The sequence below is a fragment of the Micromonospora chokoriensis genome, from assembly GCF_900091505.1.
Taxonomy (GTDB): domain Bacteria; phylum Actinomycetota; class Actinomycetes; order Mycobacteriales; family Micromonosporaceae; genus Micromonospora; species Micromonospora chokoriensis.
Genome location: NZ_LT607409.1, coordinates 1,137,082 through 1,162,654, shown reverse-complemented (window position 1 = coordinate 1,162,654; position 25,573 = coordinate 1,137,082). Strand labels below are relative to the sequence as shown.

Annotated in this window: 24 protein-coding genes and 1 pseudogene; 16 read left to right on the top strand and 9 right to left on the bottom strand. The window is 71.6% G+C overall.

From position 1 onward, the window contains the following. The first annotated feature begins 51 nt into the window (after window positions 1-51). The 7 genes from GA0070612_RS05455 to GA0070612_RS05425 all read left to right on the top strand — a co-directional run bounded on the left by GA0070612_RS05455 (window position 52) and on the right by GA0070612_RS05425 (window position 5,192). Window positions 52-891, top strand: coding sequence for a hypothetical protein (locus GA0070612_RS05455; protein ID WP_088986931.1), 840 nt, complete (start codon window positions 52-54; stop codon window positions 889-891). 160 nt (window positions 892-1,051) lie between these two features. Further along, window positions 1,052-1,636 (top strand): DUF4178 domain-containing protein, encoded by a 585-nt coding sequence (locus tag GA0070612_RS05450; protein WP_088986930.1) that lies wholly within the window; start codon window positions 1,052-1,054, stop codon window positions 1,634-1,636. A gap of 90 nt (window positions 1,637-1,726) precedes the next feature. Next, the gene (locus tag GA0070612_RS05445; protein ID WP_088986929.1) at window positions 1,727-2,494 is read left to right on the top strand and encodes a hypothetical protein; all 768 of its coding nucleotides are present in this window, start codon (window positions 1,727-1,729) and stop codon (window positions 2,492-2,494) included. A gap of 71 nt (window positions 2,495-2,565) precedes the next feature. Then, complete coding sequence (locus GA0070612_RS05440; RefSeq protein ID WP_088986928.1) at window positions 2,566-3,231, top strand: hypothetical protein; 666 nt, start codon at window positions 2,566-2,568, stop codon at window positions 3,229-3,231. Window positions 3,232-3,241: 10 nt separating this feature from the next. After that, window positions 3,242-4,051 (top strand): SDR family NAD(P)-dependent oxidoreductase, encoded by an 810-nt coding sequence (locus GA0070612_RS05435; protein ID WP_088986927.1) that lies wholly within the window; start codon window positions 3,242-3,244, stop codon window positions 4,049-4,051. A gap of 169 nt (window positions 4,052-4,220) precedes the next feature. Further along, on the top strand, window positions 4,221-4,757 hold the full coding sequence (pyrE, locus tag GA0070612_RS05430; RefSeq protein WP_088986926.1) for an orotate phosphoribosyltransferase: 537 nt from the start codon (window positions 4,221-4,223) through the stop codon (window positions 4,755-4,757). 57 nt (window positions 4,758-4,814) lie between these two features. Then, complete coding sequence (locus GA0070612_RS05425; RefSeq protein ID WP_030332125.1) at window positions 4,815-5,192, top strand: ArsR/SmtB family transcription factor; 378 nt, start codon at window positions 4,815-4,817, stop codon at window positions 5,190-5,192. A gap of 226 nt (window positions 5,193-5,418) precedes the next feature. On the opposite strand, the gene GA0070612_RS05420 is transcribed toward GA0070612_RS05425, so the two are convergent. Beyond that, window positions 5,419-6,132: a DedA family protein gene (locus GA0070612_RS05420; RefSeq protein WP_088986925.1), complete on the bottom strand. Its 714-nt coding sequence runs from the start codon at window positions 6,130-6,132 to the stop codon at window positions 5,419-5,421. Window positions 6,133-6,336: 204 nt separating this feature from the next. Beyond that, window positions 6,337-7,893 (bottom strand): LPXTG cell wall anchor domain-containing protein, encoded by a 1,557-nt coding sequence (locus GA0070612_RS05415; RefSeq protein ID WP_088986924.1) that lies wholly within the window; start codon window positions 7,891-7,893, stop codon window positions 6,337-6,339. 182 nt (window positions 7,894-8,075) lie between these two features. On the opposite strand from GA0070612_RS05415, the gene GA0070612_RS05410 reads away from it, so the two are divergent. Beyond that, window positions 8,076-8,555: a SigE family RNA polymerase sigma factor gene (locus GA0070612_RS05410; RefSeq protein ID WP_088986923.1), complete on the top strand. Its 480-nt coding sequence runs from the start codon at window positions 8,076-8,078 to the stop codon at window positions 8,553-8,555. Window positions 8,556-8,557: 2 nt separating this feature from the next. Next, on the top strand, window positions 8,558-9,619 hold the full coding sequence (locus GA0070612_RS05405) for an LCP family protein (protein WP_088986922.1): 1,062 nt from the start codon (window positions 8,558-8,560) through the stop codon (window positions 9,617-9,619). Window positions 9,620-9,716: 97 nt separating this feature from the next. Here the strand turns inward: GA0070612_RS05405 and GA0070612_RS05400 are convergent, their stop codons facing one another. Together GA0070612_RS05400 and GA0070612_RS05395 are read right to left on the bottom strand one after the other, a co-directional pair. After that, window positions 9,717-11,297, bottom strand: a complete 1,581-nt coding sequence (locus GA0070612_RS05400) for an LPXTG cell wall anchor domain-containing protein (RefSeq protein ID WP_088986921.1) — start codon at window positions 11,295-11,297, stop codon at window positions 9,717-9,719. 147 nt (window positions 11,298-11,444) lie between these two features. Then, window positions 11,445-11,657, bottom strand: a complete 213-nt coding sequence (locus GA0070612_RS05395) for a hypothetical protein (protein ID WP_088986920.1) — start codon at window positions 11,655-11,657, stop codon at window positions 11,445-11,447. Between the two features lie 122 nt (window positions 11,658-11,779). Here GA0070612_RS05395 and GA0070612_RS05390 point away from each other — a divergent pair, with 122 nt between their 5' ends. Both GA0070612_RS05390 and fbaA read left to right on the top strand, forming a co-directional pair. Further along, window positions 11,780-12,163: a phage holin family protein gene (locus GA0070612_RS05390; protein WP_088986919.1), complete on the top strand. Its 384-nt coding sequence runs from the start codon at window positions 11,780-11,782 to the stop codon at window positions 12,161-12,163. A 137-nt stretch (window positions 12,164-12,300) separates the two neighbouring features. Then, a complete protein-coding gene (fbaA, locus tag GA0070612_RS05385; protein WP_088986918.1) occupies window positions 12,301-13,326 on the top strand; it encodes a class II fructose-bisphosphate aldolase in 1,026 nt (341 codons plus the stop codon). A 51-nt stretch (window positions 13,327-13,377) separates the two neighbouring features. Here the strand turns inward: fbaA and GA0070612_RS05380 are convergent, their stop codons facing one another. Next, window positions 13,378-14,571 carry an LOG family protein gene (locus GA0070612_RS05380; RefSeq protein WP_088986917.1) on the bottom strand — a complete coding sequence of 398 codons (1,194 nt, stop codon included), beginning with the start codon at window positions 14,569-14,571 and terminating at the stop codon, window positions 13,378-13,380. A gap of 249 nt (window positions 14,572-14,820) precedes the next feature. Between GA0070612_RS05380 and GA0070612_RS05375 the strand changes: the two genes are divergently transcribed. After that, window positions 14,821-15,249 (top strand): DUF3151 domain-containing protein, encoded by a 429-nt coding sequence (locus tag GA0070612_RS05375; protein ID WP_088986916.1) that lies wholly within the window; start codon window positions 14,821-14,823, stop codon window positions 15,247-15,249. 46 nt (window positions 15,250-15,295) lie between these two features. On the opposite strand, the gene GA0070612_RS05370 is transcribed toward GA0070612_RS05375, so the two are convergent. After that, window positions 15,296-17,599, bottom strand: a complete 2,304-nt coding sequence (locus GA0070612_RS05370) for a MinD/ParA family ATP-binding protein (RefSeq protein WP_088986915.1) — start codon at window positions 17,597-17,599, stop codon at window positions 15,296-15,298. A gap of 70 nt (window positions 17,600-17,669) precedes the next feature. Then, the gene (locus tag GA0070612_RS05365; protein ID WP_088986914.1) at window positions 17,670-18,692 is read right to left on the bottom strand and encodes a diacylglycerol kinase family protein; all 1,023 of its coding nucleotides are present in this window, start codon (window positions 18,690-18,692) and stop codon (window positions 17,670-17,672) included. Between the two features lie 124 nt (window positions 18,693-18,816). On the opposite strand from GA0070612_RS05365, the gene GA0070612_RS05360 reads away from it, so the two are divergent. The 4 genes and pseudogenes from GA0070612_RS05360 (at window position 18,817) to purD (ending at window position 22,635) form a co-directional block, all read left to right on the top strand. Then, window positions 18,817-20,106: an adenylosuccinate synthase gene (locus tag GA0070612_RS05360; protein ID WP_088986913.1), complete on the top strand. Its 1,290-nt coding sequence runs from the start codon at window positions 18,817-18,819 to the stop codon at window positions 20,104-20,106. Window positions 20,107-20,353: 247 nt separating this feature from the next. Beyond that, a pseudogene (locus GA0070612_RS32990) lies at window positions 20,354-20,398 on the top strand (hypothetical protein); the annotation flags it as partial. A gap of 273 nt (window positions 20,399-20,671) precedes the next feature. After that, window positions 20,672-21,235, top strand: a complete 564-nt coding sequence (locus GA0070612_RS32400) for an endonuclease domain-containing protein (protein ID WP_231924473.1) — start codon at window positions 20,672-20,674, stop codon at window positions 21,233-21,235. Window positions 21,236-21,369: 134 nt separating this feature from the next. Then, window positions 21,370-22,635: a phosphoribosylamine--glycine ligase gene (gene purD / locus GA0070612_RS05350; protein WP_088986911.1), complete on the top strand. Its 1,266-nt coding sequence runs from the start codon at window positions 21,370-21,372 to the stop codon at window positions 22,633-22,635. Here purD and GA0070612_RS05345 read toward each other — a convergent pair. Beyond that, entirely contained in the window at window positions 22,626-24,188 is a 1,563-nt protein-coding gene (locus GA0070612_RS05345) for an AMP-binding protein (protein WP_088986910.1), read from the bottom strand. The genes purD and GA0070612_RS05345 overlap by 10 nt on opposite strands. Window positions 24,189-24,357: 169 nt before the next feature. Then, the gene (locus tag GA0070612_RS05340) at window positions 24,358-25,572 is read right to left on the bottom strand and encodes an acyl-CoA dehydrogenase family protein (RefSeq protein WP_088986909.1); all 1,215 of its coding nucleotides are present in this window, start codon (window positions 25,570-25,572) and stop codon (window positions 24,358-24,360) included. Window position 25,573: the final 1 nt, after the last annotated feature.

Genomic DNA, 25,573 nt, shown 5'->3' with positions numbered 1-25,573 from the left:
CTGCCCGATCGGTCCTGCCGGTTGTCGACACCGCGCCGTACGTTGCGAGCCATGAGCCCGCCCGCCACCGTGCCGCGCCCGCCCCGCCCGGTCATCGTGACCGTCGCCTTCTGGTTGCAACTCGCCACGGTGCTGGTGCTGCTCGTCCTTGCCGCGCTGGCGGTCGCCCAGGCGGTGCACTTCGACGGGCAGATCGACCGCGCGGTGCGACTGGTGCCGGACGCGGACCCGGACGAGGTGGCCGGCGAACGGCGGGGCAACGTCGCGACGGCGCTGATCCTCGGCGTACCGGCGGTGCTGCTCGCGGTGTGGCTGGCGGTCACCGCGGTCCCGGTCCGGCGGGGCGGCAACGTCGCGCGGATCCTGGTCTTCGTCGCCGGCGGGGCGCAGCTGCTGGTCTGCTTCGCGCAGTGCTGCTCCGCCGGGTTTCTCGTGCCCCTGCTGACCGCGCCCGAGTTCGAGGAGGAGCCGCCACCGGAGTGGGAGGAGTGGGAGACCTCGACGTTCTTCGACACGCTCTACGGCGGCACCGATCCCTGGGACCAGCTGCTCGTCCCTGTGACAGGGCTGGGCGTGCTCACCGTCCTGGCCCTCTCCGCGAGCGTGGTGCTGTTGCTGGCGCTGCCACCGGCGCACCGTTGGTTCGTGCCCGGCAGCGCAGCGGAGACGCCGCCCGGCCCGGTCTGGTCGATGCCCGGTCCCGGCTACGCCATGACCGGCTACGGGTACGCGCCAGTTCCGCTCGTGCCGGGTTTCCCGCCGCCGGGCCAGCAGCTCCCACCCGGTTACCTGATCTGCCCCGATCCGGCCGCGCACCTGCCGCCGGATCCGTCCGACACGACGTCACTGCCGACGATGCCACCGCAGGACGCGTCCGACGGTCCCCGGTAGGTAGGTGTCAGCGCCACTGGTCGGCTCACGGCGGCTTGCCCGGACGCGGCCCGCCCGAAGGCTCCGGCGCGGCGTCGGCTGAGCTGTGGGCCACAGCGCGGGCCGTCCAGGTGCCGAAGGTTGTTACCGTCTGCGCCGACGTACCTGGGGAGGTGGTCGGGTGGACGCGCTGACGACGTGCCTGGTGGCAGCGGTTGTCGTACTCGCGGTGGTCGCGATCCTCGTGCGGGCCCGCCGGCGGGCGACGAGCCGCACCGACGGCCAGGCGACAGCGCCGCCGCGCCGTGGCCCGCTCCGCCTGGCGCTGCACGACCGCATCCGCATTCGCGACCGGGAGTACGCGGTGAGCGGCACCATCCGGCTCGTCGAGGGCGACTGGAGCTGGGTGCAGCACCTGCTCGACGACGACTCCGGCACTCCGCACCGGCTCTCCGTGGAGGACGGCCCCGAGGTGGAGTTGGTGCTCTGGACGGCCGAGTCGGGCGCGTCAGTCGCCCCGGGTGCCCCGAGCATCGAACTGCGCGGGCGGCGCTACACCTGGACCGAGACCGGGCAGGCGCGCTACACCGCCACCGGTGAGACCGGGCTGCCGTCGGCCGGAACGGTGCGCTACCACGACTACCAGGGGGGCGGTGGGGCGCGGCTCTCCTTCGAGGCGTACGGCGAGGAGAACTGGAGGGTGGCCCGCGGCGAGCTGCTCGACCCCGCCGACCTGACGATCCGCCCCACGACCGAGGGCCGCTGAGCCGAACGGACAGGACTCGCGGAACACGACGGCATGCCGAAGTGGCCGGTTGTCGATACGGTGTGGGCCCGATCATAGGGAAGGAGAATCGTGGTCGACTCCCAGAACACGCCGGCCCGTCAGCGGCCGTCCATCGTGTCGATTTCCAGTTATCTGCTGTTCCTGTTCCTGGCGTGCCAGGTGATCACTCTGATCATTACGCTCACCACCATCGGCAAGACGCGTGACGCTCTCCGCGAGGCGTACGCGGGCAGCACCGTCGAGAATGCCGACCAGGTGGTCGACGTCTTCGTCGCCGTCGGCGTCGCCAGCGGCGTCGTGCTGTTGCTGCTCGCCATCGTGTTGGGCGTCCTGGCTCTGTTCAACAACCAGGGCCGCAACGGTGCCCGGATCACCACCTGGATCGTCGGCGGCATCATGGTCTGCTGCGTCGGTGGTGGCCTGGTCACCAACGCGGCCGGCGGTTTCACCGGTGGACAGGCCAGCGGTGGCGGGCCGAGCCCCGACGAGATCCAGCGCCGCCTGGAAGAGGCGCTGCCCTCCTGGGTCACCCCGGTCAGCCTCCTGCTCAACGCGGTCAGCCTGATCGCGCTGATCGTGGCGCTGATCCTGCTGGCGCTTCCGAAGGCCAACGAGTTCTTCCGCAAGCCCACCGCGGCCTGGGAGCCGCCCACCCCGGGCGCCAGCTACCCGGGGCACCCGCAGGGCTCGGGGCAGCCCGGCTACCCGCAGTCGAGCGGTGAGCCCGGCTACCCGCCGAGCGGTGAGCCGAGCTACCCGCCGCCGGCCACGAACCGGCCGGACGACGACACGCCGCCCGCGGACCGTCCCGGGTCGACGCCGCCGTCGACGAGTTGACCGAGGGATAAGCACGACTCAGACGATCCCTCCGAGTAGGTTGCAACCCACGCCTACCGGAGGGATTCGTCGTGTCGTACCCGGAATCGGCACCGGCCCGCCGGCCCGCCGTCGTCCTGCTGGCCGCGTGCGCGCTGCTGGTGATGGCGGTCGCCGCGCTCGCGTACGCCGTGGTCGACCTGGCGGTGCTGGGCGGGACCGTCGACGCGTTCCGCTCCGCGGCCCGGGACACCTCGGCCAGTCCCGAGCAGATCGCCGACGTGGTGACGGTGCTCCGCGCGTCCGTCGTGCTGTCGGCGGTGGTGGCCGCGCTCTCCGCGCCGGTGCTCGCCGGCCTGGCTCTCGGGTTGTTGGCGGGTCGCAACGGCGCACGGGTGGCCACCTGGGTGGTCGGCGGGCTCGGCCTGCTCGCCGGCTGTTGCAGTGTGGCGGTGCTGGTCGGTGAACGGGCCGCACCCCTGCAACTGGGCTCCGGTGAGCAGGCTGTCGCCGAGTTGCTGGGGCTGGTCGGCGACGCGTACCCGTCATGGTGGATCCCGTTGAACGCCGGGCTTTCCGTCGCGCAGGGGCTCGGTTACCTTGTAGTAGCTACGCTGCTGGCGCTGCCGGCGGCCAACGCCTGGTTCGGTCGCCACCGCTCGGCCGCGCCGACCATGCCGTCCGCACCACAGGCGTTCACGCCTGCCCCGTACCAACCACCGTCGGCGCCCCCCGCGCCCCCGTACCCGCCCAGGTGAGGAATCCGCCGTGCCGCTCGATCCCACGACCGTTGAGCGCCGGGCCCTGATCACCGGCGCCACCGCGGGCATCGGCGCGGCGTTCGCCCGGCGGCTGGCCGCCGACGGCTGGCATCTGGTGCTGGTCGCCCGGGACGCGGCCCGGCTGACCGAGATGGCCACCGAGCTGGGTTCGACCCACGACCGTGTCGTGGAGACGATCCCGGCGGATCTGTCCACGGACGACGGCTGCGCCGTGGTGGAGCGGCGGATCGCCGACGGCAGCCCGGTGCACCTGCTCGTCAACAACGCCGGCATCAGCCTGAACAAGCCGTTCCTGCGTTCCACGGCGGAGGACGAGGCCCGCCTGTTGCGGCTCAACGTGCACGCGGTCATGCGGCTGACGCTGGCAGCACTGCGACCGATGACCGAAAGGCGGGACGGGGCAGTGATAAATGTCTCTTCCGTGGCCGGTTTCGGCACGGCGATGCCCGGCTCGACGTACTCGGCCAGCAAGGCCTGGGTCACCAACTTCAGCGAGTCGGTGGGCCTTTCCGCGCGACCGTTCGGTGTCCGCGTGATGGCTCTCTGCCCCGGCTACACCCGCACCGAATTCCACCAGCGGGCCGGCATCAACATGTCCAAGACGCCGGAATGGCTGTGGCTGCGGGCCGACGATGTGGTCGACGAATCCCTGCGTGACCTGCGCAAAGGCAAGATGGTCAGCGTCCCGGCGTGGAAATACAAGCTCGTCGTGGCGGGCATGCGGCACGCACCGCGCCGGTTGCTCCAGGCTGTCGCGAAGGACACTCGCGGTCGCATCGGTCGCGACGAACGCTGACCCTCGACCGGCCCGTCCGACCCCGTGGGTCACCGAGGCGCTGCTGGCGCGCCGCTGTCAGGCCAGTAGCTGAGCGTAGTCGAACATCGCCAACCATCGGTCCCCCACCGGGTTGGTCGGGGTGGACCCCACACACGGCGTTCAGACTTGAGCAGTAACCTCTATCGCCATGGGGGACCACGACGACCTGCGTAAATTCATTACCGACCTGGCTGTGGTCCACGGACGGGTCGTGCTCTCCTCGGGGCGTGAGGCCGACTGGTACGTGGATCTGCGGCGCGTCACGCTCCATCACCGGGCCGCTCCTCTGGTCGGCCGGGTGCTGTTGGACCTCACCGCCGACTGGGAGTACGACGCCGTTGGCGGCCTCACTCTGGGCGCGGACCCTGTCGCGCTCTCGATGCTGCACGCCGCTCCGACCGAGCGAGCCCTGGACGCCTTCGTGGTGCGCAAGGCGGGCAAGGCGCACGGTCTGCAACGGCGGATCGAAGGACCGGAGGTGGCCGGCCGCCGGGTGCTGGCGGTGGAGGATACGTCTACGACAGGCGGAAGTGTGTTGACCGCTGTCGAGGCACTTCGCGAGGCCGGGGCGGAAGTCGTGGGCGTGGCGGTTATTGTTGATCGAGGCGCCGGCGACGCGGTGCGAGCCGCCGGATTGCCGTACCGGGCGGCCTTTACGTTGGCTGACCTCGGCCTTGTGGCGTAAAAGTTTGCCGATTCGGATCTGCTGATATGCAGGCGGATCGATGCTGCTGGTGGAAGGATGGAATACGTGGGAACTGCGTTGGCCGAAATGACTATGCCTCAGATCTCGCCGCTTAACGGCGAGCCGATCGAACGTGCCGATGCCGAGCGTCTCGCCGGGGTCCTCAAGGCCCTTGCCGACCCTGCTCGGTTGCGGCTGCTCAGCCTGATCCAGTCGGCCCCCGAGGGCGAGGCGTGCGTCTGTGACCTGACCGCGCCGCTCGGCCTCTCTCAGCCGACGGTCAGTCATCACCTGCGTATCCTCACCGAGGCCGGTTTGCTGCAGCGGGAGAAGCGCGGTGTCTGGGCGTACTACAGCCTGGTCCCGAGTGCGATCGCGACGATCGCCGACCTGCTGACCCCGCCGCGTAAGCGGGCCACCAAGAAGGCCCGCTGACGGAGGAACAACACGCCGTCCCGCGTCGGGGACGGCGTCCGGTGACGAGCCAGGGGTGGCGTCACCGGTAGGTGACACCTGCTCGTCCCCGGTCGCACCACCGGAGGCCGGGTACGACATGCCGACGGCCGACCCCCTCGCCAGGGGGCCGGCCGTCGTCGTACCGATCGTCCGGTGCCATTCCCCACCGAGCCCGGCACCGGACGGCCGGGCCGGTCACGACAGGTCAGTGCTTACCGTAGTTCTGGCGGGTCTCCCGAATGGCTTCCTCGGCTGCGGCGCGCTCCGCCGCGGTTGTGCCGCGCTTGGCCGCCATGCGGGCCCGGAGCAACTCGACCGCGATCGGCACCACCGAGATCGCCACGATCGCGATCAGAATCAGCTCGATGTTCGCCTTGACGAACGGGAGCTGGCCGAGGAAATAGCCGAGAACCGTCACGCCGGTGCCCCAGAGCACCCCGCCGATGATGTTGTAGGTCACGAAGGTGCGGTAGTTCATCCGGCTGACACCGGCCACGATCGGCGTGAACGTCCGCACGATCGGTACGAAGCGGGCCAGCACGATGGAGCGAGCCCCGTACTTCTCGAAGAACTCGTGCGCCTTGATCACGTTCTCCTGCTTGAACAGCCGGGAGTTCGGACGGCGGAAAAGGGCCGGGCCGACCTTCCGGCCGAACGCGTATCCCACCTGGTCCCCGGCGATCGCCGCGAGAGTGATCAGCAGGCAGACCAGCCAGAGGGGATAGGTGATGTACTTCCCGTCGGCGGTCAGCAGACCGGCGGTGAAGAGCAGCGAGTCGCCCGGCAGGAAGAAGCCGATCAGCAGACCGGACTCGGCGAAGACGATGACCAGAATGCCGAGTAGCCCGAACGACGAGATCAACACCTCCGGATCGAGCCAGTCCGGGCCCAGGGCCAGGGTGGTGATGGGCGTCGACACGAGGCGGCCTCCGAAGTCTTCTACCGGATCAGGTGTGGTTGGTCGCCCTTGGCGACAGCACGACCGTAGTCTAGGTGCCCTGCCGATCCGCCCGGTGCTTGACGTCACGGTACGGGCGGGCTCGGAGCCGCCATTGGCAGTCAAGGTCCGACAGGACGGTGCCCCGCCAACGAGGTCGACGGGGCACCGGTGGTGCGGGGTGGATCAGGCCACGAAGCGGGTCCGGCGGCGCTTGGCCACCAGGTAGCCGCCGACGCCGGCCGCGAGCAGCAGGGCGCCGATCCCGGCGATCAGACCGGTGGACTGGCCGGTGACCGGCAGACCGCCGTCGTCACCGCCCTGGCCGCCGCCGTTGCCGCCGGACGCGCCCTTGATGACGAAGGCCGCCCGGTCGTTCTTCGGGTCGAGGTCGGCGACCGTCGAGCCCTGCCCGTCCAGGTTGTAGTGCCACAGGCGCACGGTGCCCGGCGCGCCGGCCACCTTGTCGATCCGCAGTTCGAACTCGAACACGGCCGCGTCGCCCTTGCGCAGCAGGTCGTACCACTCGCAGAAGTAGCTGCGAGCGCCCGGCTGGCCGTACCCGCCGACCTCCTCGCCGTTGCTGGACGGCGTGCACTGCGCCGGCGCTGCCACGACCGTGGCACCCGCCGGGATGGTGATCTCGGCGGCGGTGACGAGCTCGTTCGGCGCGTACGAGTTGATCATCGCTGGCCCGTTGTTGACGAAACCGACCTTGGCGTTGACCGTCTTGCCCGCGGCACCGCTCACTTCGGCCCCGGTGGCGGCCGCGTCGGCGCCCTGGCTGCCGGTCACGGTTGCCCGGATCTCCGTCGCGTTGTTGCTGGAATCCTCGTCGGTCTGCTGAAGCCGGCGGGCCTGCGCACCCGGAGCCGGAACCAGGGTCAGCGCGGCGCCGGTCCCCTTCTCCCACTCGTCGGCGGGGACCGGGAACTCCGCGAGGAACTCCGCCCAGTCCCCGTCGGCGAACCACCAACCCGTGCCGTACTGCTCGCCCGGCGCCCAGGCGTCCGAAGCGATCTTCACGGTGGAGGAGGAATCCAACTGCAGGGCCTCGCCGGGCTCGATCTTGCGGTCGATGGCGCACTGAGCGAAGTTCGTGCCGAACGCGAAGAGGTACGAGCAGTTCGAGTGCCGCGAGGTGGTGAGCCCGGGAGTGGAGGAGAGGAGCAGGACGGCACCGTCGGTGGTCTTGTTCCCCACGTTCGCGACCCGCAGGGGCGCCTTCATCGACGCGCCCGGCGCCCCGGACACCTGAAGCACCTCGTCCGCCTTCAGGTCGACACCCTCGCCGATCTCGACAGTGGACGTGGTGGTGACCGGGCTCATCCCCTCCGCGGCCAGGATCAGGGTGACGTCACCCTTCTTCCCGACCGCCGCAGAGTCCTTGGCCTCGACGGTCAGGTCGAGGACGTAGTCGATGGTCTCGGCGCCCTTGAGACTGCAGGTGATGATCGGACCGCGCGTCGCGCAGCCGGTCACGTCGTCGGTCAGGCTGACCGTCGCGAAATCGGTGACGGCGGTGCTGTCGACCGAGATGGTGAAGTCCCTGGGCAGGGCCTCGGTGAAGGCCTGCAGCGTGACGGCCTTGGCCTCGCCGCCGGGGGCGAGGAGCACGTTGTTGGCGTACAGGAAGATCTCTTTCGAGGGCTCCTCGGCGGAGGCCGGGCCGGCGGAGGCGGCGACGAACGCGCCTGCAACGCCCAGCCCGGCGAGCCAACGCCGGGTGGAGTGATTGAGCATGAGTGAGGTTCCTCCAGTGCGGGGGATTCAAGTGAAGCCTGCGGATCTTAAGAAGCCGTCACGGCCCACCGCCGCCCGGAACGGTGCCGCGGCAGGAAGACAAGCCGAAAGGTTGATCGGCGTCACCGCAATGTTCGGCACGTCCGCTCCCGTCATCTGAGGCAGGACCCCCAGGAGGTGCAGTGACGTACGAGGAGTTCGTGGACATGCGGCTGGCCCCGCTGCTGCGGTACGCGGTGATGCTCACCGGCGATCCGCACCAGGCCCAGGATCTCGTCCAGGAAACCATGGTCCGGGTCCAGCTCAACTGGCGACGGGTCGCCCGGGCGGACTCGCCCGAGCGGTACGTACGCCGGATGCTCACCAACCAGTACGTCGACTGGCGGCGCGGCTCCTGGGTGCGCCGGGTGCTGCTGCGCGAGGAGCCCGACGTGGCGGTGCCCGTGGCCGCCGACCATGCCCAGTCCGCCGTCGACCGCGACCAGATCTGGTCCTGGCTGTCCCGGCTGCCGCGTCGCCAACGCGCCGCTCTGGTGCTGCGCTACTACGAGGATCTGCCCGACGCCGAGATCGCCGACGTTCTCGGCTGTGCCGTCGGGACCGTACGTTCGTCCATTTCCCGAGCCCTGGCCACGCTCCGGACCGAGTACGTGGAGGCGTGAACATGATCGAGGACGACCTGCGTGCCGCCTTCGCCCGGCACGAGCAGTTGACCCCGTCGACCGGCCCACTGCGGGCCGCGATCGACCGGCTCGCCGCGACCCGCCGTCGCCGGCGGCAGCGGTTCCAGGCCGCCGGTGTCGCGCTCGCCCTGCTCGGCGCGCTCGGAGTCGGGGTGCCACAACTGCGCCCCGATCCGCCGGCGGAGGACCCGTTGCTGTCCGGTCAGCCGGTTGGCCCGCCGTCCCAGGCGCTGAACGTCCTGCTGCTCGGTGTGGACGGCTTCGGCGAGAACCCGTCGTACCGGTTGGCGGACTCCGTCCTGCTCCTGCACGTTCCCGCCGACCGGAGCCGGCCGTACCTCATCTCGTTGCCGCGCGACCTGGAGGTGACGGTCCCCGGCCGGGGAGTCGACAAGCTCAACAGCGTCTTCTACAGCGGTGCCTCCGATTCCCGGCCCGACCTGGACGCCGGCTACGACCTGACCCGCCGGGTGGTCACCGACCTGACCGGGGTACGCGTCGACGCCGGCGCGGTGCTGACCTTCTCGGGGCTGCGCCGGATCACCGACGCCGTCGACGGGGTGCAGGTGTGCCTGCCGGACGAGGTCCGGTCCTGGCACACCCGCCGGGTCTTCCCGGCGGGTTGTCAGCAGCTCGACGGAGCTGCCTCGGTCGACCTGCTGCGGCAACGGCGGCACCTGCCCGACGGCGCGATCGACCGGGACCGTAACGCGCAGCGCTACGTCGCCGGGCTGATCCGGCGTGCGGTCGCCCAGGACGTGCTGAGCAACCCGGTGCGGCTGACCGCGCTGCTGTCGGTCGCCGGCAAGAATCTGACCGTCGACGACGATGGTCTGCCGGTGACCAGACTGGTGGCGGTGCTGCCCGAGCTGCGAAGCGTCGACCCGGTGGGGCTCAGCCTTCCGGCCGGCCCTTCGAAGGGCAACGCCTCCCGGCTGCAACTGGACCCGAAGCAGGGCGCGGCGTTCCTCGCCGCGTTGCGGGAGGACCGGTTGGCGCAGTGGGTGGAGCAGCACCCGGAGCAGGTCAACCGGACCCGTTGACGGAGGAGAGTTCGCGGCGGTGCGTGGTCACGCGGACCGCGCCGGGGGCCCCGCGTGGCAGGTGCGGCACGCGGGGCTCCGGTCGGACGGGGGTGGGTCAGGCGACGAAGTGGGTGCCGCGGCGTCGGGCGAACAGGTAGGCGATCGCGCCGACGACGAGCAGCAGGCCGCCGAGGCCGGCGATCAGGCCGGTGGGGGCACCGGTGATGGGCAGCGCACCGCCGCCGTCGTCCCCGTCACCGCCGCCACCACCGCCGCCGTTTCCGCCCTGGTCACCGCCGCCCTGGACCGCGTTGACCACGAGCCGGGCGGTGTCGTTGGCCGGCTTGATGTCGTCCGCGAAGCTGCCCCCGCCGGGGCATTCGCACGGCGCGTTGACCCGCACCGCGCCCCGGGCGTTGGGGATGACCCTGTCGATGCGGAGCCGGAACTCCATGGTGTAGGTGGCACCGGCCACCAGGAGCATCTCCGAGGCGCACAGGTACGTCCGGGTGCCCTGCCGCAACTGGCAGTTCTCGGGGACCTCGACGGCGGTGGTGCCCGGCGGCAGCTCGACGTCCGTGTGCGTGGCGGCCTCGTGGTCGGCGTTCACCGTGTCGAGCGTCGCCGGGCCGTTGTTGCGGAAGCCGACGGTCGCCGTGGCGACGGCGCCCGCCCGGCCCTTGAGCGCGGCACCGATCGCCGCGAGGTCGGTGCCGTTCGTGCCGGTGACCGTGATGGTCCACCCGGTGCCGCCGTTACCCGGGTCGACGTCGGTCTGGTCGGCCTGCCGCGCCCTGCTGGGCGCCTCGGCCAGAGTCAGTTCCGGGCCGCTGCCGGGGGTGGCCGCCCGGGCGCCGACGGCCTCGCGTACCCGGGTCAGGTCCTCGAAGTCGGCAGTGGTCATGAACTGGGCAGAGCCGGCCTGGTTGGTGGGTGCGTAGGTGTCCCGGGCGAGCGCGAGGTCGAGTGTGCCGGCGCGCCCCGAGCCCGCCGGGATCTCCTCGTCGAACCGGCAGGAGAGCAGGTGGTCGCCGGAGTAGAGGCAGTTGCTGAACCGGTCGGTGGTCCGGACCGAGTAGGGGAGGTCGAAGACCGCGACGAATCCGGTGACGGTCCGCTCGCCGACGTTCGTCACGGCCAGCGGCACGCCGAACGTCCCGCCCGGCTTGGACGACACGGTGGTGTGCGGCCCGCCGGCCAGGTCGACCCCCTCGCCGACGCGGACGCGCGAGGTGTAGCTGCCCTGCCGCCCACCGGCCGCCTGGAAGCTGACCGCGACGTCGCCGGAGTCGCCGAGCTGCGCGTCTCCGGTGAGACCGATGCGCACCCGCTTGGCGACGGTGCGGTAGATCCCGCTGCCGAGCGGCGGCAGCTCGTCGAGGACGAGGTCGAAGGGCTCCTCGCAGACGAGGACATCCGGCTCTGGGGCTGTGCACTCCTGGCCGTCGGCGGGAGCCACGCTGAGCTTGCCGGCCAGGGAGCGGTAGTCGTACCGCACGGAGACGTCGGTGAGGACCGTCGGCTCGTCGGCGTACAGGAACAGGGTGCGGGTGGGCGACGCCGAGCCGACGGCCAGGGTGCTGTCCTGGAAGTAGGGCTCGACCGCGGCCGCGGCGACAGCGGGGGTGGCGGAGGCGGCGACCAACGCGCCCGCGGCGCCGAGCCCGGTCAGCCAGCGGATGGATTGCCTGAACATGAGGTCCTCCCGTGCGGATGCAGGTGGCGCTCGTCCAACCTAGGGAGACCTCGGCTCCTCCGGTATCCCCTCCGGGATCGACAGTCGTCTAACTGACTGAACGGCTGAGCACCTCTGTCGCAACGGGCAGCCGACCCTGCGACCGGGTCAGCGGTAGTCGTCCTCGTCGCCGGTGACCACCCGGGCCTGCTCCATCGCGTCCCAGTCGCCGACCTCCAGGCCACGGTGTGGTTCGCCGTCGACGTCCTCGGGGCCGACGACGGTGGCCTGCTCGACCGCGTCGGCCGGCTCGGCCTCCGGGTCACGCTCGTCCGGGGCGAGGTGGTCGCCGGGCGTGAAGTCCTCGTCGGGCTGACCCATCGTCCCTCCTGGGGTCTCGGGGCACGGTCTCCACCCACCGTACGGGGTGGGACGGGCCCGCGCCGGGAAGCGAGTAGGCGGAATCAGCCCTCGACGGCGCGAGCCGGTGCCAGGATGGTGACGTGGGCTTCCTCATCCGACTGGCGATCACTGCGGTCGCGCTGTGGATAACCACTCTGATCGTGCCCGGGGTGGACGTGCACGGCCGCTCGGGTGGCAACACCGTCCTCACCCTGATCGTGGTGGCGCTGATCTTCGGCGTCGTCAACGCGGTGCTCAAGCCGGTGATCAAGGTCGTCGGATGCGTGTTCTACCTGCTGACCCTGGGCCTGTTCGCGCTGGTGGTCAACGCCCTGCTGTTCCTGCTCACCGACCGGATCGCGCGCGGGCTCGACCTGCCGTTCCAGGTGGACGGTTTCTGGGCGGCGTTCTGGGGAGCCATCGTGATGACAGTCGTCACCTGGCTGATCAGCGTCATCGTGCCGGACAACCTGGACCGTCGGTGACGGGCTGACACCCAGGGTCGGTTGTTCCGGCGCACGCCACCTGCGGGATACTGCCGGGCGGAGGACAGCGCGGTCCGGCGCACACGTGAACAACAGCGGCCAGCACGGCCGAGAGTGGTAAGTAAGGAGCACATCACATGCCCATCGCTTCCCCCGAGGCCTACGCGGAGATGCTGGACCGCGCCAAGGCCGGCCGGTTCGCGTACCCCGCGATCAACGTGACCTCCTCGCAGACGCTGAACGCGGCGCTCAAGGGCTTCGCCGACGCGGAGAGCGACGGCATCATCCAGGTCTCCACCGGTGGCGCCGAATACCTGTCCGGCCCGTCGATCAAGGACATGGTCACCGGCGCGGTGGCGTTCGCCGCGTACGCGCACGAGGTGGCCAAGAAGTACTCGGTCAACATCGCCCTGCACACCGACCACTGCCCGAAGGACAAGCTGGACAAGTTCGTCCGCCCGCTGATGGGCATCTCGCAGGAGCGGGTGAAGCGCGGCGAGGAGCCGCTGTACCAGTCGCACATGTGGGACGGTTCGGCCGTGCCGGTCGCGGAGAACCTCGAGATCGCCGCCCAGCTCCTCGACGAGGCCGCCAAGGCCAAGATCGTCCTGGAGATCGAGGTCGGCGTCGTCGGTGGCGAGGAGGACGGCGTCGAGAACGCCATCAACGACAAGCTCTACACCACCACCGAGGACGGCCTGGCCATGGTCGAGGCGCTCGGCCTCGGCGAGAAGGGCCGCTACATGGCGGCCCTGACCTTCGGCAACGTGCACGGCGTCTACAAGCCGGGCAACGTGAAGCTCCGCCCCGAGATCCTCAACCAGATCCAGGAGGCGGTGGGCGCGAAGTACGGCAAGGACAAGCCGCTCAGCCTGGTCTTCCACGGCGGTTCGGGCTCCCTGCTCAGCGAGATCCGCGAGGCGCTGGACTACGGCGTGGTGAAGATGAACATCGACACCGACACCCAGTACGCCTTCACCCGGCCCGTCGCGGACCACATGCTCCGCAACTACGACGGCGTGCTGAAGATCGACGGCGAGGTCGGCAACAAGAAGCAGTACGACCCGCGCGCCTGGGGCAAGGCCGCCGAGGCCGGCCTGGCCGCCCGGGTCGTCGAGGCGTGCGAGCACCTGCGCTCCACCGGCACCACGATGACCAAGTAACGACGTACCACCGACGGCCGGCTCCCCGCGCGGGGGCCGGCCGTTTCGTCGTCAGGCGGTCAACAGGCGGACGGCCTCGTGCACGTCGTCGGTGAGGTGGATCGACGCCGACAGGTCGCCGAACGGGGACGCGGCCAGCAGCGGGCGCAGCAACGACTCCACCGGCAGCTCCTGGGTCCAGTAGGCGCGGTCCAGGAAGATGTACGCGCCGCTGGCGCCGTCGGTGCCGTAGTAGGTCTTGGTGGCCGCCTGGAACACCTCCTGCACGGTGCCCGCCCGCCCCGGCGCGAAGACGATGCCACCCCGGGCGAGCCGCAGGATGGTGTCCTCCCGGATCGCGTTCGAGAAGTACTTCGCGATCCGCCCGGCGAACAGGTTCGCCGGTTCGTGCCCGTACAGCCAGGTCGGGATGGCCAGCCCACCCGACCGCGCCCAACCCAGCTCGTCGCCCCGCTGCCGGGGTACGCCCGCGTACCGCTGCCGGACCGTCAGCGCCGTCGCCGTGTAGCGGTGGTGGTCGGCGAAGTCGGGCGCGGTGGCCAACAGGTCGATCGCCGCCGTCACGTCGGTCGCCGGCCGGTCCGCCAGGTACGCGCCGAGGTTCGCCGCCTCCATCACGCCGGGCCCGCCACCGGTCACCACCAGGCGGTCGGCCCGGGCCAGCTCCCAACCCAGCACCGCCGCCATCCGGTACGCGGGGCTGCCACGTCGTACCGCATGGCCACCCATGATGCCCACCACCGACTGCGGACCGTGACCGGCCAGCCAGGCTCGGGTCGCGTCGGCCAGCGCGTTGTCCACACCGTGATCGTGCAGCCGCTGGCCCAGCGCCTCCTTGACGTCCGGCAGCGCGCCGCCGTGCGCCCGGTAGTGGTCGTACACCCGGGTGTCGTACATCCCGGCGAACCCGCCCTCGGCGAACCCGGCGGCCAGGTCATCGGGGGTGTAGAGGTGCGTCGGCTGGGTCGGGTACGGCAGACCCGAGAACGGCGGCACCACGTTCGCGCCGCGCCGGACCAGGTCGGCGCCGACCTCCCGGGACGCGAAGCGGCAGCCCACGAAGAGGGTGCCCGCGACGTCGATGCCGGTCAGGTCGGGCACCGGAGCGAGGTCGAGACGCAGGCCCTGCACCGTCAACCCGGTCAGGCGACCGGTGGCGAGTTGCTGACGCAGTTCGTCCGGGGTCTGGATCTCGCCGGCGTGCAGGTGCGGCTCGATGACGTCGGCGGGAGGTGGGGTCGGCACCGGGCCATCCTGCCCCTTTGGCCGGGGCCGGCCAAACGTCGGGACCGGCGGGAGACGACAGGAGCCCGGTGACCGTGGTCACCGGGCTCCTGCGTTACCGGTTCCTGGGGAGGCTCCGGACCATTAGTTGTAGTGGAAAACACCTGGCGGCGGCATAGGCCGCAGGCGTGACCAACTCCTCAGCCGTTCAGCGGGACGTGTCGGCCGACCCGCTCGCGTGTCGCCCTGTCCAGCGGGTTGAATGGGGCGATGCAGAACCTTTTGCCAGAGCCACCGGCTACCCGCCTGCCCGCGAACGACGCGGCCGACGCCGCCCTGGCTGCCGCCGACGAGGCCGGCACCGACGAGGCGTTCGCCAGCGTGGCGGCCGGCTTCCCGACCTTCAGCGCGGCCTGGGCGGAGCTCGCGGCCCGGGCGTTCGCGCAGGACCAGGTGGTGACCGCGTACGCCTACGCGCGCACCGGCTACCACCGCGGCCTCGACCAGCTGCGGCGCAGCGGTTGGAAGGGGCATGGCCCGGTGCCGTGGTCACACGAGCCCAACCGGGGCTTCCTCCGCTGCCTCTACGTGCTGTCCCGGGCGGCGGACGAGATCGGCGAGGCCGACGAGGCGGCCCGCTGCGCCCAGTTCCTGCGCGACTGCGACCCGGAGGCAGCGGACGCGCTCGCGAGCAACTGACCCCCGCTCCGACGGCCGGCCCGGTCCCGGGCCGGCCGTCGGTGGCTCACAGCCCTTCGGCGACCGCGGCGGCGATCTTCAGCCAGGCGTCCCGGGTGGCCGAGGAGAGCCCGCCGTAACGGATCGGCTCGCCGGTGTCGATGAGCCGTTCGTAGGGGGCCAACAGCACCGCCCGGGTGCGGGCGGCGAAGTGCTCCTGGATGGCCGGTAGGTCGATCTCCTTGCGGGACGGCGGCATCGACACCACCGTCACGGCCTGGCGGACCAGCCGCTGCCGGCCACTCTGCTCCAGGTGGTCGAGCATCCGGGCGGCGGTCTCCGCCGAGTCGTTACGGGCCGACATGGTGACGACCAACTGGTCGGTGGCGTCCATCGAGGCCTGCCAGTTCTGCGCCCGGACGTTGTTCCCGGTGTCCACGAAGATCAACTTGTAGAACCGGCTGACCACCTCGCGGATCTCGGCGAACGCGGCAGCCGTCAACATCTCGCCACCGGTGGCCGACTCGTCCGAGGCAAGGACGTCGAACATGCCCTCGCCCTGCGAGCGCACGTACTGCGACAGGTCACCGACCCGCCCGTGTGCGCCCTGGAACTGCCCGAGGTCACGCAGCATGTCCCGGACCGTCCGGGAGTGGAAGTCCTGCTGGGCGCGCATCCCCAGGGTGCCCTGGGTCTCGTTGTTGTCCCACGCCAGCACGTAGCCACCGCGCTTCTGACCGAACGTCATCGCGAGCAGCAGGATGGCCACCGTCTTACCGGCGCCGCCCTTCGGGTTGACCACGGTCACCTGCCGCAGCCCACCGAAGTTGCGGCGCACCATCTCGATGTCCCGCTTGAGCTCCTGCTCATGCCGGCCCGGAGAGAGCCGGAGCAGACCCATCTTGTTGACCACCGCGCGTACACCCATGGTGGCGACCGGGTCGGCGGGCCGGACCTGCCGGCGTCGGCTGAAGTCCTCGGCGGTCGGCACCGGCGTGGCTTCCGGAGTCCAGCTCGCGTCCGGGTATCCGGTGGCGTCCGGGTAGCCGGTGGCCGGCACCCGGGCCGCCCCCTCGACCTCCTGGTACGGCTGACCAGGCGGGACGCCGGGGCCCTGCTGCCACGGCGGCGGATACCAGCCGGGCGACGGCGGGTACGGGCCGGGCGGCGCGGCCGGCTGAGCGGTCTGCTGCGGCGGGCTGCTGAACTGGGTCAGGTCGGGCGGGGGTGGAATCGACGCCGGACTGACCTGACCCGGGATCGCCGGGGCGACCGACTGCCCGGCCGGACCGGGACCGGGCTGCGCCACGCCGGGCTGCGCCACGCCGGGCTGCGCCACGCCGGGCTGCGCCACCGGCGGGGCGGGAATCGGGGGCGTCCCGGTGCTCTCGTCGTGGGCCGGTGCCCCCGCTGGGCGTTGCGGAGGGTATGCCCACGGCGACTCGTTGGCCGGTCGTGCCGGCGCGCCCTCCCCGCTGCCGCCCTCAGCCGGCGGCGTCGGCGCGGAGTCCGTCGGCGGCGCAGCGTCCGCGGCGGCGCTCCGGCCGGCCGGGGCGCCGGCCGTGGCGGGGGTGCCGGCCGTGGCGGCGGTGGGCGTCCCGGTGGCGGTGGGGCGGTCGGCCGGGGCGCCGGCCGTCGCAGGGTTGCCAACTGCGGCAGAGATGCCAGGGGCGGGGGAGGTGCCGGCGGCGGTGGGGCGGTCCAGGGTGAAGGGCAGGTCCAGGTCGACGCCGCCCGGAGTGCTCGTGCCCGGCGGGGCGGGGACGGCGGCGGTGCCGCGATCACCGCTCGGCACCTGAGCCGTACCGGCCGCGGTGCCCGTCGAGTCGGCCCGGCTGGCGGGTGCGAAGGCCGTGGGCGGTGTGGTCGTCGGCGGTGCGGTCGTGCCCGCCGCGGGGCCGGGAACCCCGCCGCCGCCCGGAACACCGTTGTGCGGGGGAGGGCTGTCCGCCTGCGGCGTGCCGGTGGTCGACGGGCCGGGCGGCGTCGACGCGACGGGCGGATCAGCCGGTGGTGGCCAGCTCGCCTGCGCGGGCGCCCACCCCGACCCGGCACCTGAGCCCCACGCGCCGGGCGGTGGAACGGCACCGCTGAGCGACGGATAGTCGGCCGGAGACGGCGGTGGCAGGGGCGCTGCCCCCGGCTGGCCGGGAACCGGCGGTCGGCTGATCGGCGGCGCGGCCACCGGCGGCGTCACCGGCCCGGACGCGACCGGAGGCGGCGCACTCCGCTGCTCGGCGACCGCCGCCCACGGCGGAACGACAGCCCCCGCGCCCCGGTCGGTCGGATCCGGTGGCCAGAGTGGTTCGATGTCCCGCTCCGGCGCCGGCTGCTGGCCGTGCACCTGTGCCCGGTCGGCGTTCTCGTCCATGACGGCCCTCCCCAGTCCTCCTGCGAGGATAGGCGCAACCGCCCATGGAGGCCGGTCGGCGCAGCCGAGGTCAGCTCGACCAGACGGCCCAGGCCCCCGGCTCGACCCACCAGGAACGCTTCCGGGTCAGCTCGCCCTCGACGCCATCGTCGAGGTACGGCACCTTCCCCTCCCGGGGCAGCACCGAAACCGCCCGGCCGCGGGCCCGCCGGACCTCGAGGCGTACCCGCTTGCGCCCCAACGCCGAGCGGACGACGACCGGCACGGCGACGGCGACCTCGACCTGGCCGTCGGCCGGGTCCGGCGCGGTCAGCAGCGTCACGTCGTCGAGCGTCGCGTACCCCCCGGCGTTGCCGACCGCACAGGCCAGCAGCGGTTCGTCACCGTCGGTGAGGATGGCGTCGTCCACCTCCACCCGGGCACGCCACTGCAACGGCCGGCCGGCGTCGTCGGCGGCGCCGAGCAACGCGCCGTCCAGGGTCACCGAACCGGCGTCGTTGCGCAGCAGATCCAGTCGGCGAGGTGTGCCGTCCAGCACCGCGGCGGCCACCGCCGCCGGGTCACGGGGCAGCCCGAGCTGCGCGGCCAGGTCCCGCTGCGTGCCACCACGGGCCGGGTCGAGCGGGAGTACGGCCACCGGCGGCAGGTCGGGGAGGGTCCGGTCGCCGGGCAGATCCGCCGGACGCCGGCTCGGCGCCGGGGCGTACCGCCGCACCAGCCGGCGCAACACGGCGCGCAACTGCCCGTCGCTGGCCGTCGCGACGACCAGGCGGGTCTTGCCGTCCGGATCCGGCCAGGTCAGCCCGTCGGGGCGGGCCGGGCCGTCGAGCCGGGCCAACACCGCGTCGATCTCCGCGTCGGAGCGGGCGGTGACCGTCTCCACCCGGGCGCCACGCATGGTCAGCGCGTCGGCGCAGGCCAGCACCGGCACCCGTGGGCGCTCGGTGGCGCAGTGCTCGGTCTCGCCGGTGTCGGTCCCGCTGGTCTCGCCGGTGTCGGCCCCGGCCGCACCGCCGCAGCAGGCCCCTCCGCTGCCACAACCCCCGGGAGCATCCCGCTCCGAACCGAGGGTGAGCAGCACCACGTCGTACACGGAAGGAGCCTCCTGCCTCTCGACGCGACCCCTGCCGGTCGCGCCGTCACTACTTGTTAACCTGACACCCCGGGCTCGCCAACCGGTCGCCACCTGGCACCCGAGCCTTCTGGAGGCGGAAGAGATGCCAGCGATCGTGCTCCTCGGCGCCCAGTGGGGCGACGAGGGCAAGGGCAAGGTTACCGACCTGCTGGGTGAGCGGGTCGACTACGTCGTGCGCTACTCCGGTGGCAACAACGCCGGTCACACGGTGATCACCCCGGACGGCCAGAAGTACGCGCTCCACCTGATGCCCTCCGGGGCGCTCTCACCGAACGCGATGATCGTCATCGGCAACGGCGTGGTCGTCGACCCGAAGGTGCTGCTCGCCGAGATCGACGGTCTCGCCGAGCGTGGCGTCGACGTGTCCCGGCTGCGCATCTCCGGCGACGCGCACCTGATCATGCCGCACCACCGGGCGCTGGACCGGGTGATCGAGCGTTACCTCGGCTCGTCCCGGATCGGCACCACCGGCCGGGGCATCGGCCCCGCGTACGGCGACAAGGTCGCCCGGATCGGCATCCGACTGCAGGACCTGCTCGACCCGGGCATCCTGCGCAAGAAGCTGGAACTCGCCCTGCGCGAGAAGAACCAGATCCTGTTCAAGGTCTACAACCGCAAGGCGATCGACCTTGAGGCGACCGTCGAGGAGTACCTGGAGTACGCGGAGCGGCTCAAGCCGTACATCGCGGAGACCCGGGCGATGCTCTGGAACGCCCTGGACCAGGGCGAGACGGTGCTGCTGGAGGGCGCGCAGGCCACCATGCTCGACATGGACCACGGCACGTACCCCTTCGTGACCTCGTCCAACCCGACCGCCGGTGGCGCCTGCGTGGGCGCCGGCATCCCGCCCACCGCGATCAGCAAGGTCATCGCGGTGAGCAAGGCGTACACGACCCGGGTCGGCGCCGGGCCGTTCCCGACCGAGCTGTTCGACGCCAACGGTGACCACCTGCGCAAGATCGGCGCGGAGTACGGCACGACCACCGGGCGGGAACGCCGGTGCGGGTGGTTCGACGCGGTCGTCGCCCGGTACGCCTGCCGCCTCAACGGTGTCACCGACCTGGTCATCACCAAGCTGGACGTCCTGACCGGCATGCCCAAGGTGCCGATCTGCGTCGGCTACGAGATCAACGGCGTGCGGGTCGACGACATGCCGATGAGCCAGACGGACTTCCACCACGCCAAGCCGGTCTACGAGGAGCTCGACGGCTGGTGGGAGGACATCACCAAGGCGAGAACCGCCGAGGATCTCCCGGAGAACGCCCGCCGCTACATCGCGCGGATCGAAGAACTCTGCAACGCCCGGGTGAGCGTCGTAGGCGTAGGCCCAGGCCGAGACGAAAACGTCCAATACCACCCCCTCCTCCCCTAATCCCCCCTGTCCCCCCTGTCCCCCCTGTCCCCCCCTGTCCCCCCGCTTTCCCGGGTGATCAAGAGGTTTGCGTCAGGATCCGGCCTGGATTTGACGCAAACCTCTTGATCGCCGAGGCGAGGGGTGGGGTTATCCACAGGGCTCCGCAGGTTGTCCACAGGGGCTTCGGTGGGATGGGGTGGGTGGGCAGGGTGTTGGTGTGGGACCACACCAGCTTCTTCGTGACGTTGCGGCCGGTCAGGACGGGATGGTCACCCTGGCTCAGGCGTTGCGTGCCGGCCTGACCAGGGACGAGGTCCGGCACCTCTGCCGGTCCGGCAGGTGGCAGCGGCTTCTGCGCGGCTGCTTCGTGCCGGACGCGGAGTTGGGTGATGCGACGCGGCGACGGGCGCGGATCCGCGCTGCGGTCGTGAGCCTCGGTCCAGGTGCCTTCGTTGTGCTGGACACCGCGCTGGAGCTGCACGGCATCGCGGGTCTCCGGCGGACGGCGCAAGTCCACGTCTCGGTGCCGGCGGATCGACCGAGGCATCAGCGCGTCCCGGTGCCGTGGCTGACCGTGCATCAGATGACTGTCGATCCCGGTGAGATCACGGAGGTCGCGGGCATTCGTGTGACGGCTCCGCTCCGCACTGTCTCTGACGTCGTCCTCATGGTCGATCGCTACCCAGCGGTCTCGGTCCTCGACTCGGCGCTGAATCGACGCCGCATCGCCCCATCTCAACTGACGGTGATCCCGAGCCTCATCCGAGGGCGGCGGGGCGCGGTCAGGGCGCGGGCCTACCTCGCTGAGGCCGACGGTCGCGCGCAGTCACCGCTGGAGACCCGTAGCCGGCTGCGGTGCGTGGACGGTCGGGTGCCACCGGACGCGCTGCAGTTGGAGGTACGCGACGACGACGGCTATCTGCTCGGGATTGGAGACCTGGGCTGGCGCGGCCCGAAGGTCATCGCGGAGGCCGACGGCCGGGACGCCCATGGCACGCCGGAGGCTGCCTTCGCCGACCGCCGCCGACAAAATCGCCTGGTCAACGCCGGCTGGACCATCCTGCGCTTCACCTGGCAGGACACCCTCCGTCCCGACTACATCCCGTGGACCGTCCGCCAGGCCATCGCAACCGCCCACCAAAGGTAACCAGCCCACCCCCACCCCCACCCCCACCCCCACCCCCCGAAGGTGATCAAGACGTTTGCGTCAGGATCCCGCCGTGACTTGACGCAAACCTCTTGATCAACAGGGGAAGGCGGTGGGGGCAGTAGGATGCCGGCGTGCGCGTTCTTTTGGTGGGTGGTGGCGGGCGGGAGCATGCGCTTGCGCTCGGGCTGGTGGCGGATTCGGGCGTCTCGGCGCTGATTGCCGCGCCGGGTAATCCGGGTATCGCTTCTCTCGCCGAGCTGCGGACGGTGACTCCGACAGATCCGGCGGCGGTGGCGGCGTTGGCCGTGGAGACCGCTGCTGACCTGGTGGTGATCGGGCCGGAGGCGCCGCTGGTCGCCGGGGTTGCCGACGCGGTACGGGCCAAGGGCATCCCCGTGTTCGGCCCGTCCGGCGCGGCCGCCCAGCTGGAGGGTTCGAAGGCGTTCGCCAAGGACGTGATGACCGCCGCCGGCGTACCGACCGCCCGGGCGTACGTCTGCACTGACGACGAGAGCACCGCGCGGGCGTTGGACGAGTTCGGTGCCCCGTACGTGGTGAAGGACGACGGGCTCGCCGCCGGCAAGGGCGTCGTGGTGACCGACGACCGGGCGGCAGCGCTGGCGCACGCCCGCGAGTGTGGACGGGTCGTGGTCGAGGAGTTCCTCGACGGCCCCGAGGTCAGCCTTTTCGTGGTCACCGACGGTGAGGCGGCGTTGCCGCTGCTGCCAGCTCAGGACTTCAAGCGGCTGGGCGACGGCGACACCGGGCCGAACACCGGTGGCATGGGGGCGTACGCGCCGCTGGCGTGGGCCCCGTCCGGCCTGGTCGACGACGTGATGCGCGACGTGGTCCACCCGACGCTCGCGGAGATGCGTCGCCGGGGCACGCCGTTCGCCGGTCTGCTCTACGTCGGGCTTGCGATCACGGCGGCCGGCCCTCGGGTGATCGAGTTCAACGCGCGCTTCGGCGACCCGGAGACCCAGGTGGTGCTGGCGCTGCTGGAGACTCCGCTGGCCGGGCTGCTGCACGCCGCCGCCACCGGCACGCTTGCCGAGCACCCGCCGCTGCGGTGGCGCGACGGCAGCGCCGTGACCGTGGTGCTCGCCTCCGAGGGCTACCCGGCCGCGCCGCGTACCGGCGATGTCATCACCGGCGCGGACGCGCCGGGCGTCATCCACGCCGGCACCGCCCGCCGGGCCGACGACGGCGCCCTGGTCTCCGCGGGCGGCCGGGTCCTCTGCGGTACGGCCACCGGCGCCGACCTGGCCGCCGCCCGGGACGCCGCGTACGCGCTGGTGGACGGGGTGGACCTGCCTGGTTCGCAGCACCGCACCGACATCGCGGCCACCGCGATCGAGGGGCGGATCACCATTCCCGGTGGGACGGTTCAGCCGTAGTAGCGCCGTAGTTCGCGGGCGAGCACCTTGCCGGTGGCGTTGCGGGGCAGGTACTTGACGTAGATCACGTCCCGGGGCACCGAGAAGCGTGCCAGGTAGTGCCGGACGTACTCGCGTACCGCCTCGGGGTCGAGTGTCTCGCCGGGATGGAGGGCGAGGAACGCGGAGAGGCGCTGGCCGTACTCGGGGTCGGGCACGCCGATCACGGCCACCTCACGGACCTGCGGCAGTTGGGCGAGCAGATCCTCCACCTCGGAGGGGAAGACGTTCTCCCCACCGGAGACGATCATGTCGTCGGCCCGGCCGTCGACGAAGAGCAGCCCGTCGGCGTTGAGTCGGCCGAGGTCGCCGGTGTCGAGCAGGCCGTCGCGGGTCTCCCGGCTGGCACCGGAGGTGTACCCCTCGAAGAGCATCTCGTTGCCGACGAAGATCCGCCCGACCCGTCCGTCCGGCACGGGGCGGCCGTCGTCGTCGAGCAGCTCCAGCCGGGTGCCGTGCGGGGGACGCCCGGCGGTGGTGGGTGCCTGGCGCAGGTCCTGCGGGCCGGCGATGGACGCCCAGGAGACCTCGGTGGAGCCGTACAGGTTGTAGAGGACGTCGCCGTAGACGTCCATGAACTTCGGAGCGAGCCCGCCGGGCAGGGCCGAGCCGCTGACCGCGACGACAGTGAGCGAGGGGCGTGGGTCGGGCGGGGGCACCTCCATCAGCCGCTGCACCATCACGGGTACGGCGAACAGCGCGTCGCACCGGTTCGCGGTGAGGGCGGCGAGCGTGGCGGTGGGGTCGAAGCGTCGGTGCAGCACGATGGTGGCCCGCAGGGCCAGGCACATCTGGAGAGCGGCGAGGCCCCAGGTGTGGAAGATCGGCGCGGCGATCATCACCCGGTCCCGGACGTGCAGCGGAATGCGGTCGATGATGGACACCAGCGGGCCGAAGCCGCCCGGCGTGGGTCGGCGGGCGCCCTTGGGTGTGCCGGTGGTGCCGGAGGTGAGCACGATGATCCGACCGTCGCGCTCCGGCGGGTGCAGGTCACCGGGCAGTGCCCCGGCGACCAGTTCCTCGCGGGCGCGTTCGTCGAGCCGGTGCAGCTCGGCGGGGAGTCCGAGGACCCGGTCGGCGAATTCGTCGTCGTGCACCAACAGCCGCAGTCGCTGCTCCTCGGCGACGGTGCCCAGTTGGGCGGCGCTGAGCCCGGTGTTGACCAGCACCGCGTCGACGCCGAGCAGGGTGGCGGCGGCGATCGTCTCGATCAGTCCGTGGTGGTTGCGGCAGAGCACGCCGATCCGGTCGCCGGCCTGTACGCCGAGGCCGGCCCGCATCGACCGGGCCATCCGTTCGGCCCGGTCGAGGAGGTCGTGGTAGGTCAGCTCGACGCCGGCCTCGTCGATGACTGCAGTGCGGCCGGGGTCCCGGGCGGCGGCCTGACGCAACTCGCCCGCCAGGCTCCATCCCCACCGACGCAGGGCGTTGAGCTGCGCGGCGACCCGGATCGGGCTGCCCGGGGTGAGCACTCCGCGACGGGTCAGCGTGGCGACGACGAACGGCAGGTCCATGCCGCAGACCTCCTAGGGGTGGTACGCGGACGGGCGGTGCGGCTCCCCGTCCATCAGGGCTTCTCTCCTTGATCATGCACCGGGCGTGGCTGAGGGCCCAGTCGGCGGCGGCACGGGGTGACGAAGACAGCACGGGTGGTGGGGCGCTCGGCGGAGGGCCGCGTCGGTTTCAGCGGATCTGCATCCCGGAGATCGCCCGGGAGATGACCAGTCGTTGGATCTCGGAGGTGCCCTCGAAGATGGTGTAGATCTTGGCGTCCCGGTACCAGCGTTCGACCGGGTGGTCGCGCAGGAAGCCGGCCCCGCCGAGCAACTGCACGGCCTTCTCGGTGACCGACACCGCCACCTCGCCGGCCTTGAGCTTGGACATCGAGCCCTCGCCGGCGGTGAACGGGCGGTTGTTGCGCCCCATCCACGAGGCCCGCCAGACCAGCAGCCGCGCCGCGTCGATCTCCATCCGCATGTCGGCCAGGGTGAACGCGACCGCCTGGTTCTCGATGATCGGCCGTCCGAACTGGACCCGGTCCTTCGCGTAGTCGAGGGAGTACTCGTAGGCGGCTCGCGCCACGCCGAGTGCCTGCGCGCCCACAGTGGGTCGGGACAGCTCGAAGGTCCGCATGGCCGCCTGACCGGTGGCGCGTTGACCGGAGCGGGCACGGTCGAGGCGTTCCAGCAGGGCGTCCCGCCCGCCGAGCAGGCAGCGACCGGGCACGCGTACCCCGTCGAGGAAGACGTCGGCGGTGTGCGACGCGCGGAGGCCGAGTTTGCGCAGCTTGCGGGTGGCGGCCAGGCCGGGGGTGCCGGGTGGTACGACGAACGCCGCCTGACCCCGGGAGCCGAGCGTGGGGTCGACCGAGGCGGTGACCACGTGCACGCCAGCGATCCCGCCGTTGGTGGCGTACGCCTTCTGGCCGGTCAGCACCCACTCGTCGGTGGCCTCGTCGTAGACGGCGCGGGTGCGCATCGCCCCGACGTCGGAGCCGGCCTCCGGCTCGGTGGTGCAGAACGCCGCGACGGCCGGTGAGTTGGCGTCGCCGAAGCACTGCGGCACCCACTCGACCATCTGGTCCGGGGTGCCGGCGCCGTAGATGGCGGCGACGGCGAGCGAGGTGCCGAAGATGGAGAGGCCGATGCCGGCGTCACCCCAGAAGAGTTCCTCGCTGGCGATCGGCAGGGACAGCCCGGTCGGGTCGGCCCAGCAGGTGGCGAGGAACTCGAAGCCGTAGAGGCCGACCTTGGCGGCCTCCTGGATCACCGGCCACGGGGTGTCCTCGCGTTCGTCCCACTCGGCCGCGGCCGGGCGCACGACCTCGGCGGCGAAGCCGTGCACCCAGTCGCGTAGATCCCGCTGTTCCTCGTTCAGGTCGAGCGAGAACTCGGCCATG

Bases quoted from the DNA above. Each gene is read 5' to 3' on its own strand.
- fbaA (WP_088986918.1), top strand. From the start codon at position 12,301: ATGCCCATCGCTTCCCCCGAGGCCTACGCGGAGATGCTGGACCGCGCC.
- GA0070612_RS05400 (WP_088986921.1), bottom strand. From the start codon at position 11,297: ATGTTCAGGCAATCCATCCGCTGGCTGACCGGGCTCGGCGCCGCGGGC.
- GA0070612_RS05415 (WP_088986924.1), bottom strand. From the start codon at position 7,893: ATGCTCAATCACTCCACCCGGCGTTGGCTCGCCGGGCTGGGCGTTGCA.
- GA0070612_RS05395 (WP_088986920.1), bottom strand. From the start codon at position 11,657: ATGGGTCAGCCCGACGAGGACTTCACGCCCGGCGACCACCTCGCCCCG.
- GA0070612_RS05375 (WP_088986916.1), top strand. From the start codon at position 14,821: ATGCAGAACCTTTTGCCAGAGCCACCGGCTACCCGCCTGCCCGCGAAC.
- GA0070612_RS05370 (WP_088986915.1), bottom strand. From the start codon at position 17,599: ATGGACGAGAACGCCGACCGGGCACAGGTGCACGGCCAGCAGCCGGCG.
- GA0070612_RS05345 (WP_088986910.1), bottom strand. From the start codon at position 24,188: ATGGACCTGCCGTTCGTCGTCGCCACGCTGACCCGTCGCGGAGTGCTC.
- GA0070612_RS05425 (WP_030332125.1), top strand. From the start codon at position 4,815: ATGGAATACGTGGGAACTGCGTTGGCCGAAATGACTATGCCTCAGATC.
- GA0070612_RS05455 (WP_088986931.1), top strand. From the start codon at position 52: ATGAGCCCGCCCGCCACCGTGCCGCGCCCGCCCCGCCCGGTCATCGTG.
- GA0070612_RS05405 (WP_088986922.1), top strand. From the start codon at position 8,558: ATGATCGAGGACGACCTGCGTGCCGCCTTCGCCCGGCACGAGCAGTTG.
- GA0070612_RS05360 (WP_088986913.1), top strand. From the start codon at position 18,817: ATGCCAGCGATCGTGCTCCTCGGCGCCCAGTGGGGCGACGAGGGCAAG.
- pyrE (WP_088986926.1), top strand. From the start codon at position 4,221: ATGGGGGACCACGACGACCTGCGTAAATTCATTACCGACCTGGCTGTG.
- GA0070612_RS05340 (WP_088986909.1), bottom strand. From the start codon at position 25,572: ATGGCCGAGTTCTCGCTCGACCTGAACGAGGAACAGCGGGATCTACGC.
- GA0070612_RS32400 (WP_231924473.1), top strand. From the start codon at position 20,672: ATGACTGTCGATCCCGGTGAGATCACGGAGGTCGCGGGCATTCGTGTG.